This window comes from Sphingomonas ginsenosidimutans, assembly GCF_002374835.1.
Lineage (GTDB): Bacteria > Pseudomonadota > Alphaproteobacteria > Sphingomonadales > Sphingomonadaceae > Sphingomonas > Sphingomonas ginsenosidimutans.
The window spans coordinates 1-21,383 of record NZ_NWVD01000002.1 but is presented as its reverse complement, the minus strand read 5'-3'; the positions used below and the strand labels follow the sequence as shown (position 1 = coordinate 21,383).

Genomic DNA, 21,383 nt, shown 5'->3' with positions numbered 1-21,383 from the left:
AACAGCGCGCGCCATGAGCGATACCCCTCCCGACCATCTGTCGATCGACCCGCGCAGCCCGTATTTCGACCAGACGGCGCTGGAACGCGGCGTCGGCATCCGCTTCAAGGGCGCCGAGCGCACCGACGTCGAGGAATACAGCATCTCCGAAGGCTGGATCCGCGTCGCGCTGGGCAAGAAGATGGACCGCCGCGGCCGCCCGCTGACCATCAAGCTGACCGGCCCGGTCGAGGCGTGGTTCGAGCGTCCGGCCGGGGGCGATGCAGAGGCGCCTGCAGCCGACGGCGAGTGACGACGCGCGCCGGGGGTATCTTGTCGCTCCCGGACCGTATCCGCTAGGTAACGTTATGGAACCTGCCGCCCCGCCGATCCCGCGATCCCACATCCCGCCATCGCTGTTCGCCTTCTCGATCTTCTACGGCGGGATGGTGTGCATCGCCGGGGTTCTGGGCAACAAGCAGGTGTCGCTCGGCCCGATCTCGCGGCTGGGGCCGGTGTTCGGGCTGCCGCCGCTGGCGGTGGAGGCGGGGATCTTCGCGTTCCTGCTGCTGGTCGTCACCTCCAGCGCGGTCGCCGAACTGCATGGCCGCGCGGTCGCCAACCGGCTGGTGCTGATCGGGTTCGTGCCGCTGCTGATCTCGATGGCGCTGACGCTGATCGTGCTGGTCCTGCCGCCCGCGCCGGAGATGGACCCGGGGCATCTGGCCGCGTTCAATCAGATGATGGGCGCCACGCCGTGGATCTGGGCGGGCGGGATCGTCGCCTATGGCGTGTCGCAGACGCTGAACGTCACGATCTTTTCCTGGCTGAAGGGGCGCGAGGGCGGGCGGCTGCTGTGGTTCCGCGCCGCGACCGCCAGCGCGCTGAGCCAGATCGTCGATTCGGTGCTGTTCATTTCGATCGCCTTCGGGCTGTCGGCGATCGGCTGGCTGATGGCGGGACAGATGCTGGCGAAGGTCGTACTGTCGATCGCGCTGGTGCCGCCGCTGATCTACCTGATGGTCAGCCTGGGACGGCGGCTGGACGGCTGACCCCGCTTGCCCCTATGGCGCGGCGATGACCGACGCCACTTTTTCCCCCGCGCTGAAGGCCGAGACGCTCGTCGAGGCGCTGCCGTACCTCCAGCGTTATGCGGGCAAGACCTTCGTCGTGAAATACGGCGGCCATGCGATGGGCGATCCCGAGGCGCAGGCCGATTTCGCCGAGGACGTCGTGCTGTTGAAGGCGATCGGCATCAATCCGGTCGTCGTCCACGGCGGCGGGCCGCAGATCGGCAGCATGCTGAAGCGGCTGGGGGTCGAATCGCGGTTCGTCGACGGGCTGCGCGTCACCGACGCCGAAACCGCGCAGATCGCCGAAATGGTGCTGGCCGGATCGATCAACAAGGAAATCGTCGGCTGGATCGGCCGCGCCGGCGGGCGTGCGGTGGGCATTTCCGGCAAGGACGCCGGGCTGGTGCAGGCCGAGAAGGTCGGACGCAACCAGCCGGACCCGCTGCAGGGGATCGAGCGCAACGTCGACCTGGGCTTCGTCGGCGAGCCGGTGGCGGTGGACCGGCGGATCATCGATTCGCTGAGCCGCGAGGGGATCATCCCGGTGATCGCGCCGATCGGCATCGGGGCGGACGGCCACACCTACAACATCAATGCCGATACGATGGCCGGCGCGATCGCGGCGGCGCTGGGCGCGTCGCGATTCTTCCTGCTGACCGACGTGGCGGGCGTGCTGGACAAGCAGGGGCAGCTGCTGTCCGATCTGGACCCCGCCGCGGTCCGCGCGCTGCGCGAGGACGGGACGATCAGCGGGGGCATGATCCCCAAGCTGGAAACCTGCGTCGCCGCGGTCGAATCGGGGGTCGATGCGGCGGTGGTACTCGACGGGCGCGTGCCCCATGCGATGCTGCTCGAAATCTTCACCAAGCGCGGTGCAGGCACACTGATCCGCAAGGGCTAGTCCCCGGCGTATCTGGTGCCTTATATGTGCGACACACCTTTTCGGAGACGCCCGGCGTGCTGACGCTTACCATCATCCAGATCCTTCAGGTGATCTTCCAGGTCGTGCGCTGGGTCATCCTGATCCAGTTCGTCCTGTCGCTGCTGATCGTGTTCAACATCATCAACACCTCCAGCCCGTTCATCCGTTCGCTGCACGAGGGGTTGGACCGCGTGACCGAGCCGTTGTACCGGCCGATCCGCCGCTTCCTGCCGGCCACCGGCGGGATCGATTTCGCGCCGATGGTGGTCCTGCTGCTGCTGGTCATCCTCAACATCATCCTCAACAACATCGCGGTCAGCGTGATGTCGGGCGGCGCCGCAATCTGAGCGCCTGGCGCGAGACCGGCGACGGCATCGCGATCGCGGTGCGCGTGACGCCGCGCGGCGGGCGCGACGCGCTGACCGCTGGGACGGCGGAGCATCTGGCCGCGCGGCTGGCGGCGGCGCCCGTCGACGGCGCCGCGAACGAGGCGCTGGTCGCGCTGGTGGCAAAGCATTTCGGCGTTCCGCGCCGCGCGGTGACGCTGGTGGCGGGGCAGACCGCGCGGGTGAAGCGGCTGACGATCGCGGGTGATGCGACCGCTCTGGCGCGGATCGCCGCTTCGCTCTATGCGCCCGCGTCATGACCGCACGCCCGATCGACGGAAAAGCCTTTGCCGCCACCTTGCGCGCCCGCGTGGGCGATGCGGCGGCCGAATTCACCGCGCGCGCCGGGCGCAGGCCCGGACTGGCCGTGGTGCTGGTGGGGGAGGACCCCGCCTCGTCCGTCTATGTCCGGTCGAAGGGCAAGGCGACGGTGGCGGCGGGAATGGAAAGCTTCGAGCACCGCCTGCCCGCCGACACCGGCGAGGACGCGCTGATCGCGCTGGTCGACCGGCTGAACGCCGACGATACGGTCGACGGCATCCTGGTCCAGCTGCCGCTGCCGCGCCATATCGACGAGCGCGCGGTGCTGACGCGGATCGACCCGGACAAGGACGTCGACGGTTTCCACCCGGTCAACGCCGGGCGGTTGGCGACCGGGATCGACGGGCTGGTGCCGTGCACGCCGCTGGGGTGCGTGATGCTGCTGAAGGACCTGCACCCCGACCTGTCGGGGATGGAGGCGGTGGTGATCGGCCGCTCGAACATTGTCGGCAAGCCGATGGCCGCGTTGCTGCTGAAGGAAAGCGCCACCGTCACCACCGTCCACAGCCGCACGCGCGATGTCGCGGCGCATGTGCGCAGCGCCGATATCGTCGTCGCGGCGGTCGGCATCCCGGGGTTCGTCAAGGCCGACTGGGTGAAGCCGGGGGCGACGGTGATCGACGTCGGCATCAACCGGACCGAGGCCGGGCTGGTCGGCGACGTCGACCCCGCGGTCGCCGGGGTGGCGGGCGCGCTGACCCCGGTGCCGGGCGGGGTGGGGCCGATGACGATCGCGGTGCTGATGCGCAATACGCTGGTCGCCGCGTGCCGCCGCGCGGGGCTGCCCGCGCCGGCCGGGCTGTGACGGTGGGCGCGCTGTGATCGAGCTGTTCGTTTCCGCCTTCGTCACCTTCTTCGTGGTGATCGACCCGCCGGGCTGCGCGCCGATCTTCGCCGGGCTGACGTCGGGCGCATCGCCCGCGCATCGCCGCGCGATGGCGATCCGTGCAGTGGTGGTCGCGGCGATCATCCTGGTGCTGTTCGCGTTCATCGGCGAGCCGCTGCTCCACGGGCTGGGGATCGAGCTGGCGAGCTTCCGCATCGCGGGCGGGATCATGTTGTTCGTCATCGCGCTGGAGATGGTGTTCGAGAAGCGCACCCAGCGGCGCGAGGACCGCGCGTCGAAGATCTCGCCCGAGGAGGCCGACGACGTGTCGATCTTCCCGATGGCGATGCCGATGATCGCGGGGCCGGGATCGATCGCGACGATCATGCTGCTGATGTCGCGCAACGACGGGATCGAGCGCTCGGCGGTGGTGCTGGCGGCGCTGGGCGCGAACCTGCTGCTGATGCTGGCCGCGCTGCTGGCGGCGGGGCCGCTGATGCGGATCATGGGCGCCAAGATCGAGGCGGTCATCACCCGCCTGCTGGGCGTATTGCTGTCCGCGCTGGCGGTGCAGTTCGTGATCGACGGGGTGATGGAGCAGTTGCGCTAGAGCGGTCGGAAACCGCTCTGGCGGCTGCGCCCGTCCGTCGGCGCAGTTCCGGCGGCGACCGTTCAGCAGGATCAGCGCCTGAGGGGTACGCGGCACGCTGGATTCCGGATCAGGTCCGGCATGAAGGAAAGGTTTGGACAGGTCCGGGACGGGACGGCAGGCTCGGAGGCAGACCCGCTATTCGATCCGGAACGCCCGGAATGGGGAGGGGCCCGGCACCGCGACCGGTTCCAGCCAATCGAAGCGCGCGCCGTGCGCCAGCTGGCTGTAGAAACCCTTGGGCGCCTCCGCACGGTAATTGGTCGATTCGGTCATGTTCGGACAGATCAGCAGGATCGTCGCGCCGTGGCGCTTCATGATCGCGCGCGCTTCTTCCGGCGATCGTTCGAAGGCGTGGTGGACGTCCAGGATCGCATCGCCGTTGCGGTGATACGGGCCCGCGACCGCGCGGTGATGGGTCAGCGTGATGAGCCGCGGACCGAGATCGACGAAGGTGAACATCGTCTGCGCCGGCCAGCGGTTGAGCGGGGCCATCGCCGGAATCGTCAGGCAGCGCCCCGTCGCGCGGTTGACCCGCTGGACATAGGGTTTGGGCGGATCGATCGCGAACCAGCGGATCACCACCGGCACCATGCTGCCAGACAGCACCGCGAACGCCGCGACCGCCGCCGCCGCCTTCGCCACGCGATGGCGCGGGGCGATCAGCCACGGCACCATCGCCCAGATCAGCGCCGCCGCGCCGGGAATCGCCAACAGCTGCGCCGCCGGCCCCGCGCGCGCCTGCCACAGCAGCATCAGCGCGGCGAAGGCGCCGAACAGCGCGACGCACGCCCAGCCGAGCAGCCGCGCATCGCGGCGTGCGCGGATCGTCGCGATCGCCGCGCCGATCAGCCCGATCAGCGGCAAGGCGACGATCGGCAGCGCGATGCGTAGCGGGTGGGCGTAGATCGGCTTCGCCTCGCGCACATGCGACAGCCAGCTGTCGTAGAGTTCGGGCGACACCTGTTCGGGGCGGCCCAGGCATTGCGGGAAGGTGTGCGCGAAGAACGCCGCCACCGCCGCGCCTGCGACGATCGCGGAGGCCAGCCGCAGCCCCGCGCGTCGCGGCGACCACCACGCCAGCGCCAGCAGCAATGCCGCGGCCAGCACCAGTGTCGACATCCATACCGGGGTCAGCGCGTCGCAGCGCAGCACCCGATTGGCGTAGGAGGTGAAGCCGGCATAGCCCGCCGCGATCCCGCCCCCTAGCGTCAGGGCATAGGCGGCGAGCCGCGGGCGTTCCGCCACGTCCCAGATCCACGACAGCGTGATGATCGCGCCCGCCATTGCGGCGTACGGCAGCATCTCCAGCCCGATCGTGAAGGATACCGCGGTGGCGATGCCCACCAGCGCACCGCCGCGTGCGCGCGCTGGATCGCACAGCCCCGCGACGGTGACCGCCAGCATCGCCAGCTGCCAGCCGTGGTGGTCGATCCGTTCGGGCATGTACATGCCCCGGCACACCGTCGTCGCCAGGAACAATGCGATGCCCAGCGGCCAGGCGAGCGGTGCGACCAGCCGGCGCAGCGTCGCCCCCAGCGCGACCAGTGTCACCCCCATTGGCAGCATCGGGGCGATCCCGCACGCCAGCTTCTCCGCCTCCACCGCGCCGACGATCGGGCGGAAGAGGAGGATCAGTGCAGCGATCGGCAGGTCGACCAGCCGCGACCAGTGGATATCGAACCCGCCCGGCGGATTGAGCCGGTAGTTGCGCAGGTCGAACCAGCCCTGTCCGGCCAGCCAGGCGCGCACCTGCATCAGCCGCATGTTGTCGTCGGTATCGCCCAGCGACAGCCACTGGATCGCGGGCCAGCGCTGGACCAGATACCAGGCCATGATCGCCAGCCACGCCGCCAGCGTCAGGCGGATCCACTCGCGGTCGAACAGGCGGGCGAACTGGGGGGCAAGCTGCCGGGCGGCGCGGCGCATCGGATCGGTGGTCAAAACGCTTCCTTCACCGGGCTTGCGATATTAGAGGCGCCCTGCGGCCGATGTGCTTACGCCTGCCGCAGCAAAGGGCAAGCAAGGTTGTTGGGGACAAGACAAACGGTGGTGCGTTCCCCCTCTCTGGCCAGCGCGACGACGCGCGAGACCTTCTGGCAGCTGGTGCGCTTCGGCCTGACGGGCGGGGCGATGACCGCTTTCTATGCCGCGGTCTACTGGCCGCTGGCGACCTATGTCATGAACCCCAATCTGGCGGTGGTGATTGCGTTCCTGGCGGCGACCGCGATCGGGCGGTTCGCGCATGGCGCGGTCAGTTTTCGCGGCTATGGCACGCGCAATGCGCGGACGGCGCGGCGATTCTTCCTTGTCCAGCTGTTCGGGTTCGTGCTTCAGCAGCTTTTCACCTGGGTGCTGGTGACCGGCCCCTTCTTCCATGGCCCGACGTGGTGGCCGTTGGTACCCGCCGTCTCGGTGGTGCCGCTGCTGACCTTCTGGCTGCAACGCAACTGGGTTTTCAGATAGAATATGGACCGGCGCGTCTACGATCGCATGGCGGAGCATGATTCCACCCATTGGTGGTATCGCGCGCGCCGCGACATCCTGGCCGATTTCCTGGAGCGCGAGGCGCGGCTGCCCGCCGATGCCGCGATCCTGGAGATCGGTTGCGGCACCGGCCACAATCTGCCGATGCTGGCGCAGTTCGGTACCGTCGACGCGATCGAGATCGATCCCGCCGCGCGCGCGATCGCCAGCCAACGGCTGGGCCGCCCGGTGGGCGAGGCGCCGCTGCCGGCGCTGACCGGCGTGCCGCGCGGCACCTACGATCTGATCGCGGTGCTCGACGTGGTCGAGCATATCGAGGACGATGTCGCGGCACTGGCGGCGATGCGCGAATGCCTGGCGCCCGGCGGCAAGATTCTGATCGCGGTGCCGGCGCACCAGTGGCTGTGGAGCGCGCACGACGTCGTCAACCATCACCACCGCCGCTATTCGAAGCGCGCGCTGGTCACGGCGATCCGCGCCGCGGGACTGAAAGAACGGGGGCTGACCTATTTCAACTCGCTGCTGTTCCCGCTGGCCGCGGCGGCGCGCGTCGCCGGGCGGCTGACGGGGCGCGACGACAGCGACGATTCACCCCCGGCGGCACCGGTCAACGCGCTGTTCGAGAAGATCTTTGGGATGGAGCGGCATCTGGTCGGGCGCGTGCCGATGCCGATCGGGGTGTCGATCCTGACGCTGGCGGAGCCGGCGTAGTACAGGTGTCATCCCGGCGAAGGCTGGGATCTGGTGGCGATCGCGAGCGCAGGAGCCGCCAGATGCCCCGGCTTTCGCTGATGCGACGGACGGAGGCGACCGCCCTATTCCCCGATCACGTGCAGCGCGATGTGGCGGGTTTGGGGACGGGCGCGGTGCTCGAACAGGTAGATTCCCTGCCACGTGCCGAGCACCATCGCGCCGTCCGCGACGGGGACCGAGAGCGACACCTGCGTCAGCGCGGTGCGCAGGTGCGCGGGCATGTCATCCGGCCCTTCGTCGTCATGCTCATAGCCGCCCGATTCGGGAGCGATCCGCGCGAAATAGCGCTGGATGTCGCGCTGCACCGCCGGCGCGGCATTTTCGTTGATGAGCAAGGAGGCGGAGGTGTGGCGGCAAAAGACGGTCAGCAGCCCGGCGTCGATCGCCTGCGCCGCCAGCCAGTCCGCGACCTGCGGGGTGATCTCCACCAGCCCGGCGCCGCGCGTCGCGATCGACAGTTGGCCATGCGCCTGACGCATCAGAACAGCCGCCCGCCGTTCGGCACCGCCACGGTCGGGGTGACCAGCACGACCTTCCCATCGGCATCAGGAAAGCCCAGCGTCAGCACCTGCGACACGAACCTGCCTATCTGGCGCGGGGGGAAATTGACCACCGCGGCGACCTGCCGCCCGACCAGCGCCTCGCACGTATAATGTTCGGTGATCTGCGCCGACGACCTTTTCACGCCGATTGTCGGGCCGAAATCGATCGTCAGCTTGAACGCGGGCTTGCGCGCCTCCGGGAACGGATCGGCGGTAATGATCGTGCCGACGCGGACGTCGACCTTCAGGAAATCGTCGAACGCGATCTCGGGCGCGGGCGCCGCGGCGGGATCGTGGGTGACGTGCATCAGAAGTCCGGATTCTCGTAATAGTTCGGCGGCTCGATCCCGCTGATCCGCTCGGCCAGGAGCGGGCGGAAGCTGCGGCGGCTCTTGAACGCGGAATACCATGCCTTCGTATGCGCGTGCCCGGTCCAGTCGATCCCACCGAGGTAATCGGCGACCGAAATCTGCGCCGCCGCGGCCAGATCGGCGAGGCTGATCGTCGCGCCGGCGATCCATTTGCGGTGGTCGAGCAGGAAGTCGATGTAATCGAGATGCCCGACCGCGGACTTCATCGCCTCGCGCAGGCGTGCGGCATCGGGGGCGGCGCGGTGCGCGATCCGCTTGACCATCCGTTCGTCGAGCAGCGGCTGGGTGACGTCGCGATAGAAATGCGTGTCGAACCACGCGACCAGACGGCGGATTTCCGCGCGGTTGGTGGCGGTGCCGTTCAGCATCGCGACGCGGTCCACCGTCTCCTCGAAATACTCGCAGATCGCCATCGAATCGACCAGCACGATGCCGCGTTCGTGATCGGTCATCACCGGGGTCTGCCCGGCAGGATTCATGTCGATGAACGAATCGCGCCGTTCCCACGGATTTTCGCGCACCAGCTGATAGCCCACGTCCTTTTCATTGAGGAGCGTGCGCAGCTTGCGCGTGAAGGGGCACAGCGGGAACTGGTAGAGCTGCCACATAAGCGGATGCTGTTAGGCGCAAATATGGGGCGAGGGGAAGCGGTCTCGATACGATACGGACCGTTCTGGAAACCGGCCCGTCGTGTTATGGAAAGCGTATGGGCATCAGCATCAAGCACGAAGAGATCGAACGCGCGATCCGCCGGCTGGCGAGCGAGCGCGGCCTGTCGCTGACCGATGCGATCGGGCTAGCGGTGCGCCACGAACTGGAACGGTTGGAGGGCCGCCCGCCGCTGCGAGAGCGGATCCGGCGGATCCAGGAGCGGGTGGCGACCTATGACATCGACCCGCGCACGCCCGACGAGATCATCGGGTACGACGAGCACGGCCTGCCGCGGTGATCGCGCTCGATTCGTCCGCGCTGATCGCGATCCTGCTGCATGAACCGGACACCGACGCGCTGGTCGATGCGATCGAGCGGACCGATCACCTGCTGATCGGTGCGCCGACGCTGCTGGAATGTCGCATCGTCGCCGCCGCCAAGTCACCCCGGCTGCCGGACGATCTGCATGAACTGATCGACGGTATCCGCCCGGAAACCGTCGACTTCACCGCACGTCACCTCGACGCCGCGACCGAGGCGTTCGAGCGGTTCGGGAAGGGGCGGCATCCCGCGGCGCTGAACTTCGGCGACTGCATGGCCTATGCCATCGCGCGCGTCGCGCAATGCCCGCTGCTGTACAAGGGAGAGGATTTCGCGCGGACCGATATCCGGTCCGCGCGATAACCCCTCACTCCGCGGCTTCCAGCGCCTCGCTGTCGTCGACGGGGTGGGCGAGGCGCGACAGCATCTCGCGCGGGACGACCTGCCAGAAATGGCCGAGCGTGCGCTGCCAATCCTCCAATAGCCCCCGCGACCAGCGGCTGTCGGTGCTGGCGGCATGTTCCGCGATCAGCGCACGCAGCGCCTCCTCCCAATGCGCGGAGGCGACGCGCTGCCACACGATGTTCTCCGGGTTGGCGCGCCGGGCGAAAGTGCCCGCCGCGTCATAGACGAACGCCATGCCGCCGGTCATGCCGGCGCCGAAATTGGCGCCGACCTCGCCCAGCAGCACCGCGATGCCACCGGTCATATATTCGCAGCCGTTCGCGCCGCACCCTTCGACCACCACATTGGCGCCCGAGTTGCGCACCGCGAACCGTTCGCCTGCCTGGCCGGCCGCGAACAGCTTGCCGGCGGTCGCACCGTACAGGACGGTATTGCCCAGGATCGTGTTGTCATGGCTGACCAGCGGGGAAGAGACGGCGGGGCGCACGATGATCGTTCCGCCCGACAGTCCCTTGCCGACATAGTCGTTGGCGTCGCCGAACACCTCCAGCGTGATCCCGCTGCACAGGAAGGCACCCAGCGACTGGCCCGCCGACCCGCGCAGGCGGACGGTGACATGCCCCTCCGCCAGTTTCGACATGCCGAAGGCGCGCGTGATCTCGCTCGACAGGCGCGTGCCGACCGCGCGGTGCGTGTTGCGCACCGAATAGGTCAGCTGCATCTTCTCCCCGCGGGAGAAGACCGCCGCGGCATCCTTGATGATCTGCGCGTCCAGGCTGTCGGGCACCTCGTTGCGGAAGGTGGACAGGCTGAAGCGGCGCTCGGCGTCGGTGGCGTCCACCTTGGCGAGGATCGGGTTCAGGTCGAGGTCGTCAAGATGCTCGGCACCGCGGCTGACCTGGCGCAGCAATTCGGTGCGGCCGATGATCTCGTCGAGCGAACGGACGCCCAGCCGCGCCAGGATGTCGCGCACTTCCTCGGCAATGAAGGTCATCAGGTTGATGACCTTTTCCGGCGTGCCGACGAACTTGCCGCGCAGCGCCTCGTCCTGCGTGCACACGCCGACCGGGCAGGTGTTCGAATGGCACTGGCGCACCATGATGCAGCCCATCGCGACCAGTGACAGCGTGCCGATGCCGAACTCTTCTGCGCCCAGGATCGCGGCGATCACGATATCGCGCCCGGTCTTCAGCCCGCCGTCCGCGCGCAGCTTGATCCGTCCGCGCAGGCCGTTGAGCGTCAGCACCTGGTTGACCTCCGACAGGCCCATTTCCCACGGCGTGCCCGCGTACTTGATCGACGTCTGAGGCGACGCGCCGGTGCCGCCGACATGGCCGGACACGAGGATGACGTCGGCATGCGCCTTCGCCACGCCCGCCGCGACGGTGCCGATCCCGGCCGAGCTGACCAGCTTCACGCACACCCGCGCGCGCGGGTTGATCTGCTTCAGGTCGTAGATCAGCTGCGCCAGATCCTCGATCGAATAGATGTCGTGGTGCGGCGGGGGCGAGATGAGCGTCACCCCCGGCGTCGCATGGCGCAGCTTGGCGATGAACTCGGTCACCTTGAAGCCGGGCAGCTGGCCGCCCTCGCCGGGCTTGGCGCCCTGCGCGACCTTGATCTCGATCTCCTCGCAGGCGTTGAGATATTCGGCGGTCACGCCGAAGCGGCCCGAGGCGATCTGCTTGATGACCGAATTGGCGTTGTCGCCATTGTCATACGGCTGGTAGCGGATCTTGTCCTCGCCGCCCTCGCCCGACACCGCCTTCGCGCCGATGCGGTTCATCGCGATCGCCAGCGTCTCATGCGCCTCCGGCGACAGCGCGCCCAGCGACATGCCCGGCGTCACGAAGCGCTTGCGGATCTCGGTGATCGCCTCGACCTGGTCGACCGGCACGCCTTCCTTGGGGAAGTTGAACTGCAACAGGTCGCGCAGGTAGATCGGCGGCAGATCGGCCACCCCGCGCGAAAATTGCAGGTAGCTGGAATAGCTGTCGGTCGAGACCGCGGTCTGCAGCAGGTGCATCAGTTGCGCCGAATAGGCGTGCGCCTCCCCGGTATGGCGCTGGCGGTAGAAGCCGCCGATCGGCAGCGTCGCGACACCCCCCGGACCCATGCCGTCGAACGCGGCTTCGTGCCGGTCGCTGGCGTTGACATGGAGCGACGCATAGCCTTCGCCGCTGATCTTCGCGGGCATTCCCGGGAACAGATCGTTGACCAGCGCGCGGCTGAGGCCGACCGCCTCGAAATTATAGCCGCCGCGATAGCTGGAGATGACCGCAATCCCCATCTTCGACAGGATTTTGAGCAGCCCTTCCTCGATCGCCTTCTTGTGGCGCTTCAGGCATTCTTCGATCGACAGGTCGCCGAACAGCCCGCGCGCCTGGCGATCGGCGATCGCCGCTTCGGCCAGATAGGCGTTCACGGTCGTCGCGCCGACGCCGATCAGTACCGCATAATAATGCGTGTCGAGGCATTCCGACGCGCGCACGTTGACCGAGGCGTAGGAGCGCAGTCCGCGGCGGACCAAGTGGGTGTGCACCGCCGCCGCCGCCAGCACGCCGGGGATCGCGACGCGATCGGGGCCGATATGCTCGTCGGTCAGGAACAGCTCGCTCTTGCCCTCGCGCACCGCCTGTTCGGCCTGGTTGCGGATGCGCTGGATCGCGGCGCGCAGCTTCTCCGGCCCGCCGTTCGCCTCGAACGTGCAGTCGATATCGGCGGCGGCATTGCCGAAATAGGCCTTCAGCCGCGCCCAGTCGGTGGAGGTCAGCACCGGGCTGTCGAGCACCAGCACGCGCTCGCGCCGGTCCTCGGTATCGAGGATGTTGGCGAGATTCCCGAAGCGCGTCTTCAGGCTCATCACATAGCGTTCGCGCAGCGGGTCGATCGGCGGGTTCGTGACCTGCGCGAAATTCTGGCGGAAGAACTGGCTGATGAGGCGCGGCTTGTCGGAAATGACCGCCAGCGGCGTATCGTCGCCCATCGAGCCGATCGCTTCCTTGGCCGTCTCGACCATCGGAGACAGGATCAGTTCCATGTCCTCGATCGTCTGCCCGGCGGCGACCTGCCGCCGCGTCAGTTCGGCACGGTCGTAGCGGGTGACGCTGTCGGCGGGGGCGGGGGGCAGATCGTCCAGCGTCGAGAATTCGCCGATCATCGCGGCATAATCCTGCTCGGCGGCGATCTTGTCCTTGATCTCGCGATCGCGCAGAACGCGGCCTTCGGCCAGGTCGACCGCGATCATCTGCCCCGGCCCCAGCCGCCCCTTGGCGACGATGGTGCTTTCGGGGACGACGACCATCCCGGCTTCCGATCCGACGATCAGCAGCCCGTCGGCGGTTTCGGTATAGCGCAGCGGGCGCAGCGCGTTGCGATCGACGCCGCCGACCGCCCAGCGCCCGTCGGTCATCGCCAGCGCGGCCGGGCCGTCCCACGGCTCCATCACCGAGGCGAGATACTGGTACATCGCCGAATGGCTTTCGGGCGTGTCGGCGCTCTTCTGCCACGCCTCGGGCACCAGCATCAGCTTGGCGGTGGGGGCGTCGCGGCCCGAACGGCAGATCGCCTCGAACGTGGCGTCCAGCGCGGCGGTATCGGACGCGCCGGCCGGGATCACCGGCTTGATATCCTCCGAATGTTCCCCGAACGCGATCGAGGCCATGCGAATTTCGTGGCTGAGCATCCAGTTCTTGTTGCCGCGGATCGTGTTGATCTCGCCATTGTGCGCCAGGCAGCGGAACGGCTGCGCCAGCCACCATTGTGGGAAGGTGTTGGTCGAATACCGCTGGTGGAAGATCGCGACGCGACTTTCGAAACGCGCGTCGTTCAGGTCGGGATAGAAAACCGACAGGCTCTCCGCCAGGAACAGCCCCTTGTAGATGATCGAGCGGCACGACAGCGAACAGATGTAGAAGCCCTGGATCTGCGCTGCGATCACGCGCTTTTCGATGCGGCGGCGGACCAGGTACAGGTTCTTCTCGAACTCCTCGGCCGATGCCTCGTCCGGCATCGGTCCGGCGATCATGATCTGCTCGATCTCGGGCCGCGTCGACTGCGCCTTCATCCCGATGACCGAGACGTCGACCGGCACCTGGCGCCAGCCGTAGATGGTGTAGCCCGCGCCGATCACTTCGGATTCGACGATCGTCCGGCACGTCTCCTGCGCGCCCAGGTCGGTGCGCGGCAGGAACACCATGCCCACCGCCAGCCGGTTGGGCAGCAATTTGTGGCCCGAGGCGGCGACGCAATCGTCGAAGAAGCGCACCGGCAGGTCGACGTGGATGCCCGCGCCGTCGCCGGTCTTGCCATCGGCATCGACCGCGCCGCGATGCCACACCGCCTTCAGCGCGTCGATCGCCGACTGGACGACGCGGCGCGACGGCTTGCCGTCGGTCGCGGCGACGAGGCCGACGCCGCAGGCATCGCCCTCATACTCGGGGCGATACATGCCGTGTTCGGCGAGATACTGGCGCTGCTCGGTCCGGGGATCGGTCATCACTTGTTTCCCTCGATCGCCAGGGTGGCCGGCGGATCCTTCAGTTTCTGTTCGGTGGTGCCCAGCAGCCGCGCCAGTTTCGCGCGTTCGGCCGGCGTCAGGTCGGACGGCTTGCGCGGCGGCGGCAGCGACGCCGACGCGGCCTGCACCTTCTTCATGAGTGCCGGCATCTGCTGGATGATGGCGGGCATCATCCCCTGCATCTCCTGCATCATTTCCGGGTCCATGAAGATGGTCATCGATTCGGCGGCAAAGGCGCCGCCCGTCGGCGTGGCGAAGAAGGCGTTCATCTCGCGCAGCTGCGCGGCGGTGAAGCGGCGGGCGTAGGCGGCGGCCAGGGCGGAGCGCATCCGCGGCTCGAACTGGCCCATCATCTCACCCATCGCGGCCATCATCGCGCGCATCTGCAGCTGGCTGCGTTGCTGATAATGCGGATCGTAGATCGCCATGATCTGGTCCAGCGTCACCGGCGGCAGCGCCGCGGCATCGTCGGTGGAAAGACCGCCCATCGTCGCGAGCTGCGCGATCGGCATCGTGCCGACGCTGCCCATCACACCGGCCAGCAGCTTGTCCATCGTGCCGGTCATCATCCGCTGATAGGTGCCGACCGGAAACAGTCGGGCGGCGATCTGCGTGCCCAGCGACTGGCGTTCGGCATCCGGCGCGATCGCGGCTGGTGGTGGAGACGGGGCAGCCGTCTGCGCAGCGGCGGGCAGCGCGATCAGCGTCGCGAGCAGCACGCAGGTGGCCCGGCGCATCACGCCGCCACCTTCGCGGCCTTCGCCTTCGCCTTCAGATACTGGTGCATCGTCGTCGCCACGTCGCGCCCGTCGCGGATCGCCCAGACGACCAGCGAGGCGCCGCGCACGATATCGCCGGCGGCAAACACGCCGTCCAGGGAGGTCATCAGCGTCTTCGAATCGACCAAAACCGTGCCCCAGCGCGTAACGCCCAGTTCGGGCGCGCCCCACAGATGCGGCAGTTCCTCCGCATCGAAGCCGAGTGCTTTGATGACCAGATCGGCGGGCATGTCCTCCGCACCGCCGGGATCGACCTCCGGCGCGCGGCGACCGCTGGCGTCGGGCGCCCCCAGCCGCATCCGGTTGGCGCGCACGGCAGTGACGCGGCCGTCGCTGCCGTCGAAGGCGGCCGGCGCGGCGAGCCACACGAACTCGACTCCCTCCTCCTCGGCATTGGCGACTTCGCGCTGCGAGCCGGGCATGTTCGCGCGATCGCGCCGGTACAGGCACTTCACGCTCTTCGCGCCCTGGCGGATCGCGGTGCGCACGCAGTCCATCGCGGTATCGCCGCCGCCGATCACCACCACGTTCTTTCCGGCCGCGTTCAGGCTGCCATCCTCGAACGCCGGCACCGCGTCGCCGAAGCTCTTGCGGTTCGACGCGGTGAGATAGTCGAGCGCGGCGACCACCCCGCCATGGCCATGGCCGTCGACGTCGATCGCGCGCGCCCGGTACACGCCGGTCGCGATCAGGATCGCGTCATGCCGTGCGCGCAGCTCGTCGAGCGTGGCGTCGCGCCCGACCTCGAACCCTTCGTGGAAGACGATGCCGCCCGCCTTCAGGCGATCGACGCGGCGCATGACGACCGGCTTCTCCAGTTTGAAGCCGGGGATGCCATAGGTCAGCAGCCCGCCGGCACGATCGTGGCGATCGTAGACATGGACCTCATACCCCTGCGCGCGCAGATATTCGGCGGTGGTCAGCCCCGCCGGACCGGCGCCGATCACGCCGACCGACTGGCCCCGCGCCGGGCCGGGAACGAGCGGCTCCACCCAGCCTTCCGCCCAGGCCGTGTCGGTGATGAACTTTTCCACCGATCCGATCGTGACCGCGCCGTGCCCGGAAAACTCGATGACGCAATTGCCCTCGCACAGCCGGTCCTGCGGGCAGATGCGGCCGCAGATCTCCGGCATGGTCGAGGTGGCGTTCGACAGCTCATACGCCTCGCGCAGCCGCCCCTCGGCAGTCAGCCGCAGCCAGTCGGGGATATGATTGTGGAGCGGACAGTGGACCGAGCAATAAGGCACGCCGCATTGCGAACAGCGTCCGGCCTGGTCCTCCGCCGCCGGGGGTGCGTAGCGTTCGGCGATCTCGCGGAAATCTTCCGCGCGCTCGGCGGCGGTGCGCTTCGCGGGATAGGATTGCGGGCGATCAACGAACTTCAGCATATCGGCCATCGGTGTCCTCCGATGGCATGCGTGTCATATCTCAAGAGGCGCTGTCACGTACTTTCACGTATATAAGGCAGTAATGCTGACATAAAAATATGGATTTAGGGTCCTACCTGCAAGTGGTTCGCATCTGTCCGCTCAAATTAACGGCCGATACGGCCTCAACGCGTGTAAAGGAACGCCAGTGCCGCGGCGCCCGCAACGATTCGATACCAGGCGAACGGCGCAAAGCCATGCTTCGTCACCACTGCCATGAAGGCCTTCACGACGGCCAGCGCGACGACGAACGAGACCAAGAAACCCACCGCGATCAGCTGAACGTCGCCGCCGGTGATCGCGTCGCGATGCTTGACCAGTTGCAGCGCGGTCGCGCCGGTGAGGGTCGGTAGCGCCAGGAAGAACGAGAATTCGGCGGCGGTGCGCCGGTCGATCCCCAGCGCCATCGCGCCCATGATTGTCGCGCCCGACCTGCTGACCCCCGGGATCATCGCGATACATTGTACGACGCCGATCTTCGCCGACTGGCCCGCGCTGACCCCTGAAATCCCGCCGACCTGGTGCGTGCGCGCCAGCCGCTCGATCACCAGGATCGCGATGCCGCCCAGGATCAGCGCCCAGGCGACCGTCACCGCGCTTTCCAGCAGCGCCTCGATCTGGTCGTTGAACGCCAGCCCCAGCGCGACCGCGGGGACGAACGCGATCAGCAGGTTGCGCACGAACGCGATCGACGCCGGCTCGCGCCGCACCAATCCCATCGCCACCGCCCAGAACGTCCGCCAGTACAGCGCGACGATCGCCAGGATCGCGCCGGGCTGGATCGCGATGTTGAACACCGCCCATTTCTGCGGATCATACCCCAGCAATTCGGTGGCCAGCACCAGATGCCCGGTCGACGACACGGGCAGAAATTCCGTCACCCCCTCGACGATGCCCAGGATGATGGCGGTCAGGAGGTCGGTCATGCAGGTTCCTTCGTAGTCGGCCGGCGGCGGGTCAGGGCCGATCAGGCGGCGCTGTTCAGCATGCCGAAACGACCCGTCTTGCGGAAACGGACGAGCCAGCCGGGCGCGACCGAATCGAGCGGGGTGGGGGTGATGCCCAGCGCGGCCAGCCCCTCCGCATGGGGGGCGACGACATTGTCGTGTTGCAGCATCTTCCACTGATCGGCGGAGATCGGCGTGCCCGGTATGCTGGCGATCAACCCGCCCAGCGCATCGGGCAAGGCGGCGAAATGCGGCGAACGGCCGATATGTGCGGCGATCCGCTGATGTAGTTCCAGCATCGTCAGCATTTCCGGGCCGCCCAGTTCGAACGTGCGCCCGCCGAATGTCGTGGGATCGGTGATCGCGCGCAATACGGCATGGGCGACATCGGCGGCATAGACCGGCTGGAACCGCGCACCGGCGCGCAGCACCGGCACGACCGGCAACGTTGCGATCATCTGCGCGAAGCGGTTGATGAACTGGTCCTCGCGCCCGAATACGGTCGAGGGGCGCAGGAAGGTCGCGTCGGGCGCGGCGGCGCGCACCGCGCCTTCGCCCGCCCCCTTGGTCCGCGCATAGGCGGAATCGCCCGCCGCATCTGCGCCGATGGCGGAGATGTGGACCAGCGCGGCGCCTTCGTCCTGCGCCGCCTCGGCCACCGCGCGCGCGCCGTCGACATGGACGCGCTGCTGATCCTTGCCGAACACGCCGACGAGGTTCACGACCGCGGACGCGCCCTGCACCGCGCGCACGATCGTGTCGGGGCGGGTGACGTCGGCGGCGACGAATTGCGTCTGTCCCAGCCCGCCCAGCGGCTTGAGGAAGAACGCCTGGCGCGGATCGCGCTGCGCCACTCGGACGCGCGCGCCTGCCTGCAACAGCGCCTGAGCGACATAGCGGCCCAGGAAGCCGCCGCCCCCGATCAGCGTCACCAGTTCGTTGTTCATCTGCCTCGTCATCCGAAAAGCCACAGCGCCCCCGCTGCCCTAGCCGCTCCGTTCCCGCGAAGACAAGGGCGCGGTGCAGCGCAGCGAAGCGGAGCGGAGCGCCATGGCCGGGCAGGCGCGCGGCGAAAAGAAATGTCGGCCCCGCGCAAAGATGCTGTTGACAGCCCCCCGCGCTTCCCCCTAGAGGCGCCGGCCTACCCCGTGCCCAGATGGCGGAATTGGTAGACGCACCGTCTTCAGGTGGCGGCGCTGGTAACGGCGTGGAGGTTCGAGTCCTCTTCTGGGCACCATTTGTTCTTCTCGGAACATCTCAAAAAGTGTATTAAGTCCGCAGAAATCCAAGGGAATTGGCCCTTGGATCGTGCCGGATCGTCCCGCCTTTTCTCGGGGGTTCCGCACATTTTTGCGGGCCTTTTGCGGGCCTTTGCGAAAACCACATCGGGAAAAGGCCCGCACATGCCGCTGACCGAGACTCGGCTTCGAGCACTCAAGCCAAAGGACAAGCCTTACAAGGTTGCTGACGACCGCGGATTGTACATCGAGGTCTCCCCAGCCGGGGGCAAACTCTGGCGATTCCGCTACCGGATCGGCCCGGTCGAAAAGAAGCTGTCGATCGGTGCTTACCCCGAGATCAGCCTCAAGCAGGCAAGGCAGACAGCCTATGAGGCGCGGCACAAGATCGCGTCCGGCGGCGACCCGGCGATGGAGAAGCGCAAGCAGAAGATTCGCGCCGAATTCCTCTCAGCCCAGACCTTTGAAGCTGTAGCGCGTGAGTACATCGATCAGATGATGGTGCAGAGCGGTAGGGCGGATGCCACCATCGTGAAGGCCAACTTCTTCCTCGAGCAGCTGGTGGATGCCATTGGCAGCCGGCCAATCGATGACATTGAGCCGTTCGAAGTGCTCGCCCCCCTCAAGCGCCTAGAGGCCAAGGGCAAGCACGAGACCGCGAAGAAGACCCGATCATTTGCGAGCCGCGTATTCCGGTATGGCGTTGCCACCACGCGCTGCAAAGGCGACCCGACGTCCATGCTCCGCGGAGCGCTGATCACGCCAAAGGCAAAGCACTACGCAGCGATTCTCGAGCCCAAGGAGCTTGGCGGGCTTCTACGAGCCATCCAGGACTACGCTGGCAACTTCATAACCCGATATGCCCTTCTGATCGCTCCCCACGTCTTTGTCCGGCCTGGCGAGCTACGGCACGCCGAGTGGAAGGAGATCGACCTGGAAGAAGGTGTGTGGAGGATCCCCGAAGGCAAGATGAAGTCGCGGCGCCCTCATGCCGTGCCGCTTTCAAAGCAGGTAATTGGCTACCTGAAAGAGCTCGCCGAGATGGTCGGCACCGAAGGGTATGTGTTCCCCTCGGCCCGTGCGTCTGTTCGACCGATGAGCGAAAACACCTTGAATGCCGCCTTTCGCCGGATGGGCTTCACCAAGGATGAGGTCACCGCTCATGGGCTGCGGGCAACCGCCTCCACCATGCTGAATGAAAGCGGCCTCTGGAACCCGGACGCAATTGAACGGGGACTGGCGCACGGTGACAGCAATGCGGTTCGCGGCGTCTATCACCGCGGCAAGCACTGGGATGAGCGGGTGCGTATGGCGCAATGGTGGAGCGACTACCTCGATACGATCCGGGAGGGAGGCAAGGTCATCAAGGGCGCGTTTGCGAAGGGCGCGTAACGAGAGTTAAAAACCATCGGCCGTTCCTCCACCAACTACGTCTTTATCCCCTCGCGATGGCCACATTCCGCGACCAAACAAGTTACGGGGAGTGACGGGACGGCTTGGCTCTGGAAATCCGAACATTCGGCGCTGGACAGTCCAATCGAGAGGGATGTGCGCCGATGCCAAGGTCTTGCGGTTGAGCCCGGGGGGCTGTGTGCCATCGGCGATCGCCGCGACTATGTCGGGAGCGAGGTAGTTCAACCGGATCAGGCGGGAAAAATAGCCAGGCGAGCGGCCGAACCGCTGCGCCAAGCCCACGAGGTCAAGGTCTCGATGTGCGTCGAATAGGGCTTGTGCCGCACGGGCATTGCGAATCAGAATCTTAAGCTGCTTGTCAGGCGTGACCTCGACCGCAGGGTCGCGGGGTTGCACGGTGAACGATGGCCATCGTTCGGCTGCGATCACGCTAACCGGCACCTCGATTGCGTAACGTGCGTTACTCGTTGGCCAGTCCGCCTGCCGTCCAACGAAGGTCCCTTGGCCGTCCCATTCGAGAAACCGCCTGAGCTCGATTGGCCGAACCTCGAGCGTGAGGGCTTCGGGGGCCACCTCTATTCGCACTAACAATGCCGCGATGAGACCTTCGAGCTGACTGGGCGGGGTGTTCGCGAGGCGGGAAGCGGCTAACCCGCCATACTCAGCCAGCCGATCGAGCTCGGCGCCGAATAGGCCGTGCGTGCGAAGTGCAGCGCGGAGACGGCTGCGATCGGTGAGAAACGCACCAAGAGCAGCAAGGGTGACAGCATCGAGCCGGTCGGCTCGGGACCGATAGGCACGGCGGTACTCAGCCTGCGACCATGGGGCGTTGCTCGAAACGTAAAAGTGATACGGTTGCCCTTCGACCCAGTTGACGTCGAGCAGCATGTGGCGTCCGAGATCGTCCCATAGAATCCCCGCGAGGAAGTGATCTGTGCCCAGAGCAGAAGGGCCTTTCCGCGTTCGTTTGGCAGCCAGCGCACATGCGGCATCCCAAGTCGCACGTTCGATTATCGGCGCGTGGCGGCCTGGCCAAGTTCGGTCGTGACCACGAATCTCGCCCACATAGATCGGGTTGCGCAAAATGTTGTAGACCGATCCCGGGCTCATCGGCCTTCCGCCCCTTAGGGTCAGGACCCATTGATGTGGGAGGCGCGATCTGATTCAGGCTCCGTGAGGAGAGAGTGGATGAGCGACCTGTACTGGCTGACGGATGAGCAGATGGCGCGTCTGCAACCGTTCTTTCCCAAGAGCCATGGCAAGCCTCGGGTCGATGATCGGCGGGTGCTCAGCGGCATCATTTTCGTCAATCGCAACGGGCTACGCTGGTGTGATGCACCGAAGGACTATGGGCCGCACAAGACGCTCTACAAT

The 21,383-nt window shown here is 67.1% G+C and carries 23 protein-coding genes and 1 tRNA gene; 14 read left to right on the top strand and 10 right to left on the bottom strand.

Annotated features, from left to right (window positions below; translation table 11 throughout):
- Positions 1–13: 13 nt before the first annotated feature.
- From COA17_RS05720 to COA17_RS05690, 7 genes are read left to right on the top strand one after another with little or no spacing between them, the layout of a single operon-like run.
- Positions 14–292: a DUF3297 family protein gene (locus COA17_RS05720; protein ID WP_066487099.1), complete on the top strand. Its 279-nt coding sequence runs from the start codon at positions 14–16 to the stop codon at positions 290–292.
- Between the two features lie 55 nt (positions 293–347).
- Positions 348–1,031 (top strand): queuosine precursor transporter, encoded by a 684-nt coding sequence (locus COA17_RS05715; protein ID WP_096610899.1) that lies wholly within the window; start codon positions 348–350, stop codon positions 1,029–1,031.
- Positions 1,032–1,056: 25 nt separating this feature from the next.
- Positions 1,057–1,953 (top strand): acetylglutamate kinase, encoded by an 897-nt coding sequence (gene argB / locus COA17_RS05710; protein ID WP_066487095.1) that lies wholly within the window; start codon positions 1,057–1,059, stop codon positions 1,951–1,953.
- A gap of 56 nt (positions 1,954–2,009) precedes the next feature.
- Positions 2,010–2,321 carry a YggT family protein gene (locus tag COA17_RS05705; RefSeq protein WP_066487082.1) on the top strand — a complete coding sequence of 104 codons (312 nt, stop codon included), beginning with the start codon at positions 2,010–2,012 and terminating at the stop codon, positions 2,319–2,321.
- Positions 2,318–2,620, top strand: coding sequence for a DUF167 domain-containing protein (locus COA17_RS05700; RefSeq protein ID WP_066487081.1), 303 nt, complete (start codon positions 2,318–2,320; stop codon positions 2,618–2,620). Before COA17_RS05705 ends, COA17_RS05700 begins: the two co-directional genes overlap by 4 nt.
- Positions 2,617–3,486, top strand: coding sequence for a bifunctional methylenetetrahydrofolate dehydrogenase/methenyltetrahydrofolate cyclohydrolase FolD (folD, locus tag COA17_RS05695; RefSeq protein ID WP_096610897.1), 870 nt, complete (start codon positions 2,617–2,619; stop codon positions 3,484–3,486). The genes COA17_RS05700 and folD overlap by 4 nt, the downstream gene beginning before the upstream one ends.
- A 13-nt stretch (positions 3,487–3,499) precedes the next feature.
- Positions 3,500–4,117: a MarC family protein gene (locus tag COA17_RS05690; RefSeq protein ID WP_066487075.1), complete on the top strand. Its 618-nt coding sequence runs from the start codon at positions 3,500–3,502 to the stop codon at positions 4,115–4,117.
- A 177-nt stretch (positions 4,118–4,294) separates the two neighbouring features.
- Here the strand turns inward: COA17_RS05690 and COA17_RS05685 are convergent, their stop codons facing one another.
- Positions 4,295–6,085 (bottom strand): hypothetical protein, encoded by a 1,791-nt coding sequence (locus tag COA17_RS05685; RefSeq protein ID WP_096611589.1) that lies wholly within the window; start codon positions 6,083–6,085, stop codon positions 4,295–4,297.
- A gap of 123 nt (positions 6,086–6,208) precedes the next feature.
- Between COA17_RS05685 and COA17_RS05680 the strand changes: the two genes are divergently transcribed.
- Together COA17_RS05680 and COA17_RS05675 are read left to right on the top strand one after the other, a co-directional pair.
- Positions 6,209–6,622: a GtrA family protein gene (locus COA17_RS05680; RefSeq protein ID WP_231738665.1), complete on the top strand. Its 414-nt coding sequence runs from the start codon at positions 6,209–6,211 to the stop codon at positions 6,620–6,622.
- A 3-nt stretch (positions 6,623–6,625) separates the two neighbouring features.
- Complete coding sequence (locus COA17_RS05675) at positions 6,626–7,354, top strand: class I SAM-dependent methyltransferase (protein ID WP_096610895.1); 729 nt, start codon at positions 6,626–6,628, stop codon at positions 7,352–7,354.
- 104 nt (positions 7,355–7,458) lie between these two features.
- Here COA17_RS05675 and COA17_RS05670 read toward each other — a convergent pair whose 3' ends face one another.
- From COA17_RS05670 to COA17_RS05660, 3 genes are read right to left on the bottom strand one after another with little or no spacing between them, the layout of a single operon-like run.
- Complete coding sequence (locus COA17_RS05670) at positions 7,459–7,875, bottom strand: secondary thiamine-phosphate synthase enzyme YjbQ (RefSeq protein WP_096610893.1); 417 nt, start codon at positions 7,873–7,875, stop codon at positions 7,459–7,461.
- Positions 7,875–8,246, bottom strand: coding sequence for a tRNA-binding protein (locus tag COA17_RS05665; RefSeq protein WP_066487065.1), 372 nt, complete (start codon positions 8,244–8,246; stop codon positions 7,875–7,877). Before COA17_RS05665 ends, COA17_RS05670 begins: the two co-directional genes overlap by 1 nt.
- On the bottom strand, positions 8,246–8,917 hold the full coding sequence (locus COA17_RS05660) for a glutathione S-transferase family protein (protein ID WP_066487063.1): 672 nt from the start codon (positions 8,915–8,917) through the stop codon (positions 8,246–8,248). Before COA17_RS05660 ends, COA17_RS05665 begins: the two co-directional genes overlap by 1 nt.
- Before the next feature lie 98 nt (positions 8,918–9,015).
- On the opposite strand from COA17_RS05660, the gene COA17_RS05655 reads away from it, so the two are divergent.
- Positions 9,016–9,258: a type II toxin-antitoxin system VapB family antitoxin gene (locus COA17_RS05655; RefSeq protein ID WP_096610891.1), complete on the top strand. Its 243-nt coding sequence runs from the start codon at positions 9,016–9,018 to the stop codon at positions 9,256–9,258.
- The gene (locus COA17_RS05650; protein ID WP_096610889.1) at positions 9,255–9,644 is read left to right on the top strand and encodes a type II toxin-antitoxin system VapC family toxin; all 390 of its coding nucleotides are present in this window, start codon (positions 9,255–9,257) and stop codon (positions 9,642–9,644) included. The genes COA17_RS05655 and COA17_RS05650 overlap by 4 nt, the downstream gene beginning before the upstream one ends.
- 4 nt (positions 9,645–9,648) lie before the next feature.
- Here COA17_RS05650 and gltB read toward each other — a convergent pair whose 3' ends face one another.
- From gltB to COA17_RS05625, 5 genes are all read right to left on the bottom strand, one after another.
- Positions 9,649–14,184 carry a glutamate synthase large subunit gene (gene gltB, locus COA17_RS05645; protein WP_096610887.1) on the bottom strand — a complete coding sequence of 1,512 codons (4,536 nt, stop codon included), beginning with the start codon at positions 14,182–14,184 and terminating at the stop codon, positions 9,649–9,651.
- A complete protein-coding gene (locus COA17_RS05640; RefSeq protein WP_141397029.1) occupies positions 14,184–14,942 on the bottom strand; it encodes a DUF2059 domain-containing protein in 759 nt (252 codons plus the stop codon). The genes gltB and COA17_RS05640 overlap by 1 nt, the downstream gene beginning before the upstream one ends.
- Positions 14,942–16,381 carry an NAD(P)-dependent oxidoreductase gene (locus COA17_RS05635; protein WP_066487051.1) on the bottom strand — a complete coding sequence of 480 codons (1,440 nt, stop codon included), beginning with the start codon at positions 16,379–16,381 and terminating at the stop codon, positions 14,942–14,944. Before COA17_RS05635 ends, COA17_RS05640 begins: the two co-directional genes overlap by 1 nt.
- Before the next feature lie 155 nt (positions 16,382–16,536).
- Positions 16,537–17,337, bottom strand: a complete 801-nt coding sequence (locus COA17_RS05630; protein ID WP_096610885.1) for an undecaprenyl-diphosphate phosphatase — start codon at positions 17,335–17,337, stop codon at positions 16,537–16,539.
- Between the two features lie 41 nt (positions 17,338–17,378).
- Positions 17,379–18,305: a complex I NDUFA9 subunit family protein gene (locus COA17_RS05625; protein WP_096610883.1), complete on the bottom strand. Its 927-nt coding sequence runs from the start codon at positions 18,303–18,305 to the stop codon at positions 17,379–17,381.
- A 203-nt stretch (positions 18,306–18,508) separates the two neighbouring features.
- Here COA17_RS05625 and COA17_RS05620 point away from each other — a divergent pair.
- Positions 18,509–18,595 (top strand) — tRNA-Leu (locus COA17_RS05620).
- A gap of 166 nt (positions 18,596–18,761) precedes the next feature.
- A complete protein-coding gene (locus COA17_RS05615) occupies positions 18,762–19,988 on the top strand; it encodes a tyrosine-type recombinase/integrase (protein ID WP_096610881.1) in 1,227 nt (408 codons plus the stop codon).
- Between the two features lie 6 nt (positions 19,989–19,994).
- On the opposite strand, the gene COA17_RS18725 is transcribed toward COA17_RS05615, so the two are convergent.
- Positions 19,995–21,143, bottom strand: coding sequence for a recombinase family protein (locus COA17_RS18725; protein WP_342746850.1), 1,149 nt, complete (start codon positions 21,141–21,143; stop codon positions 19,995–19,997).
- A gap of 54 nt (positions 21,144–21,197) precedes the next feature.
- Here COA17_RS18725 and COA17_RS05610 point away from each other — a divergent pair.
- Positions 21,198–21,383: transposase (locus COA17_RS05610; protein ID WP_141397027.1), on the top strand; the 186-nt coding region annotated here is incomplete at its 3' end.

Coding starts and splice junctions, on each gene's coding strand:
- COA17_RS05665 (WP_066487065.1), bottom strand. CDS start 8,246: ATGCACGTCACCCACGATCCCGCCGCGGCGCCCGCGCCCGAGATCGCG.
- COA17_RS05615 (WP_096610881.1), top strand. CDS start 18,762: ATGCCGCTGACCGAGACTCGGCTTCGAGCACTCAAGCCAAAGGACAAG.
- folD (WP_096610897.1), top strand. CDS start 2,617: ATGACCGCACGCCCGATCGACGGAAAAGCCTTTGCCGCCACCTTGCGC.
- COA17_RS05640 (WP_141397029.1), bottom strand. CDS start 14,942: ATGCGCCGGGCCACCTGCGTGCTGCTCGCGACGCTGATCGCGCTGCCC.
- COA17_RS05635 (WP_066487051.1), bottom strand. CDS start 16,381: ATGGCCGATATGCTGAAGTTCGTTGATCGCCCGCAATCCTATCCCGCG.
- gltB (WP_096610887.1), bottom strand. CDS start 14,184: ATGACCGATCCCCGGACCGAGCAGCGCCAGTATCTCGCCGAACACGGC.
- COA17_RS05715 (WP_096610899.1), top strand. CDS start 348: ATGGAACCTGCCGCCCCGCCGATCCCGCGATCCCACATCCCGCCATCG.
- COA17_RS05670 (WP_096610893.1), bottom strand. CDS start 7,875: ATGCGTCAGGCGCATGGCCAACTGTCGATCGCGACGCGCGGCGCCGGG.
- COA17_RS05655 (WP_096610891.1), top strand. CDS start 9,016: ATGGGCATCAGCATCAAGCACGAAGAGATCGAACGCGCGATCCGCCGG.
- COA17_RS05660 (WP_066487063.1), bottom strand. CDS start 8,917: ATGTGGCAGCTCTACCAGTTCCCGCTGTGCCCCTTCACGCGCAAGCTG.
- COA17_RS05675 (WP_096610895.1), top strand. CDS start 6,626: ATGGACCGGCGCGTCTACGATCGCATGGCGGAGCATGATTCCACCCAT.
- COA17_RS05685 (WP_096611589.1), bottom strand. CDS start 6,085: ATGCGCCGCGCCGCCCGGCAGCTTGCCCCCCAGTTCGCCCGCCTGTTC.
- COA17_RS05630 (WP_096610885.1), bottom strand. CDS start 17,337: ATGACCGACCTCCTGACCGCCATCATCCTGGGCATCGTCGAGGGGGTG.
- COA17_RS05720 (WP_066487099.1), top strand. CDS start 14: ATGAGCGATACCCCTCCCGACCATCTGTCGATCGACCCGCGCAGCCCG.
- COA17_RS05625 (WP_096610883.1), bottom strand. CDS start 18,305: ATGAACAACGAACTGGTGACGCTGATCGGGGGCGGCGGCTTCCTGGGC.
- argB (WP_066487095.1), top strand. CDS start 1,057: ATGACCGACGCCACTTTTTCCCCCGCGCTGAAGGCCGAGACGCTCGTC.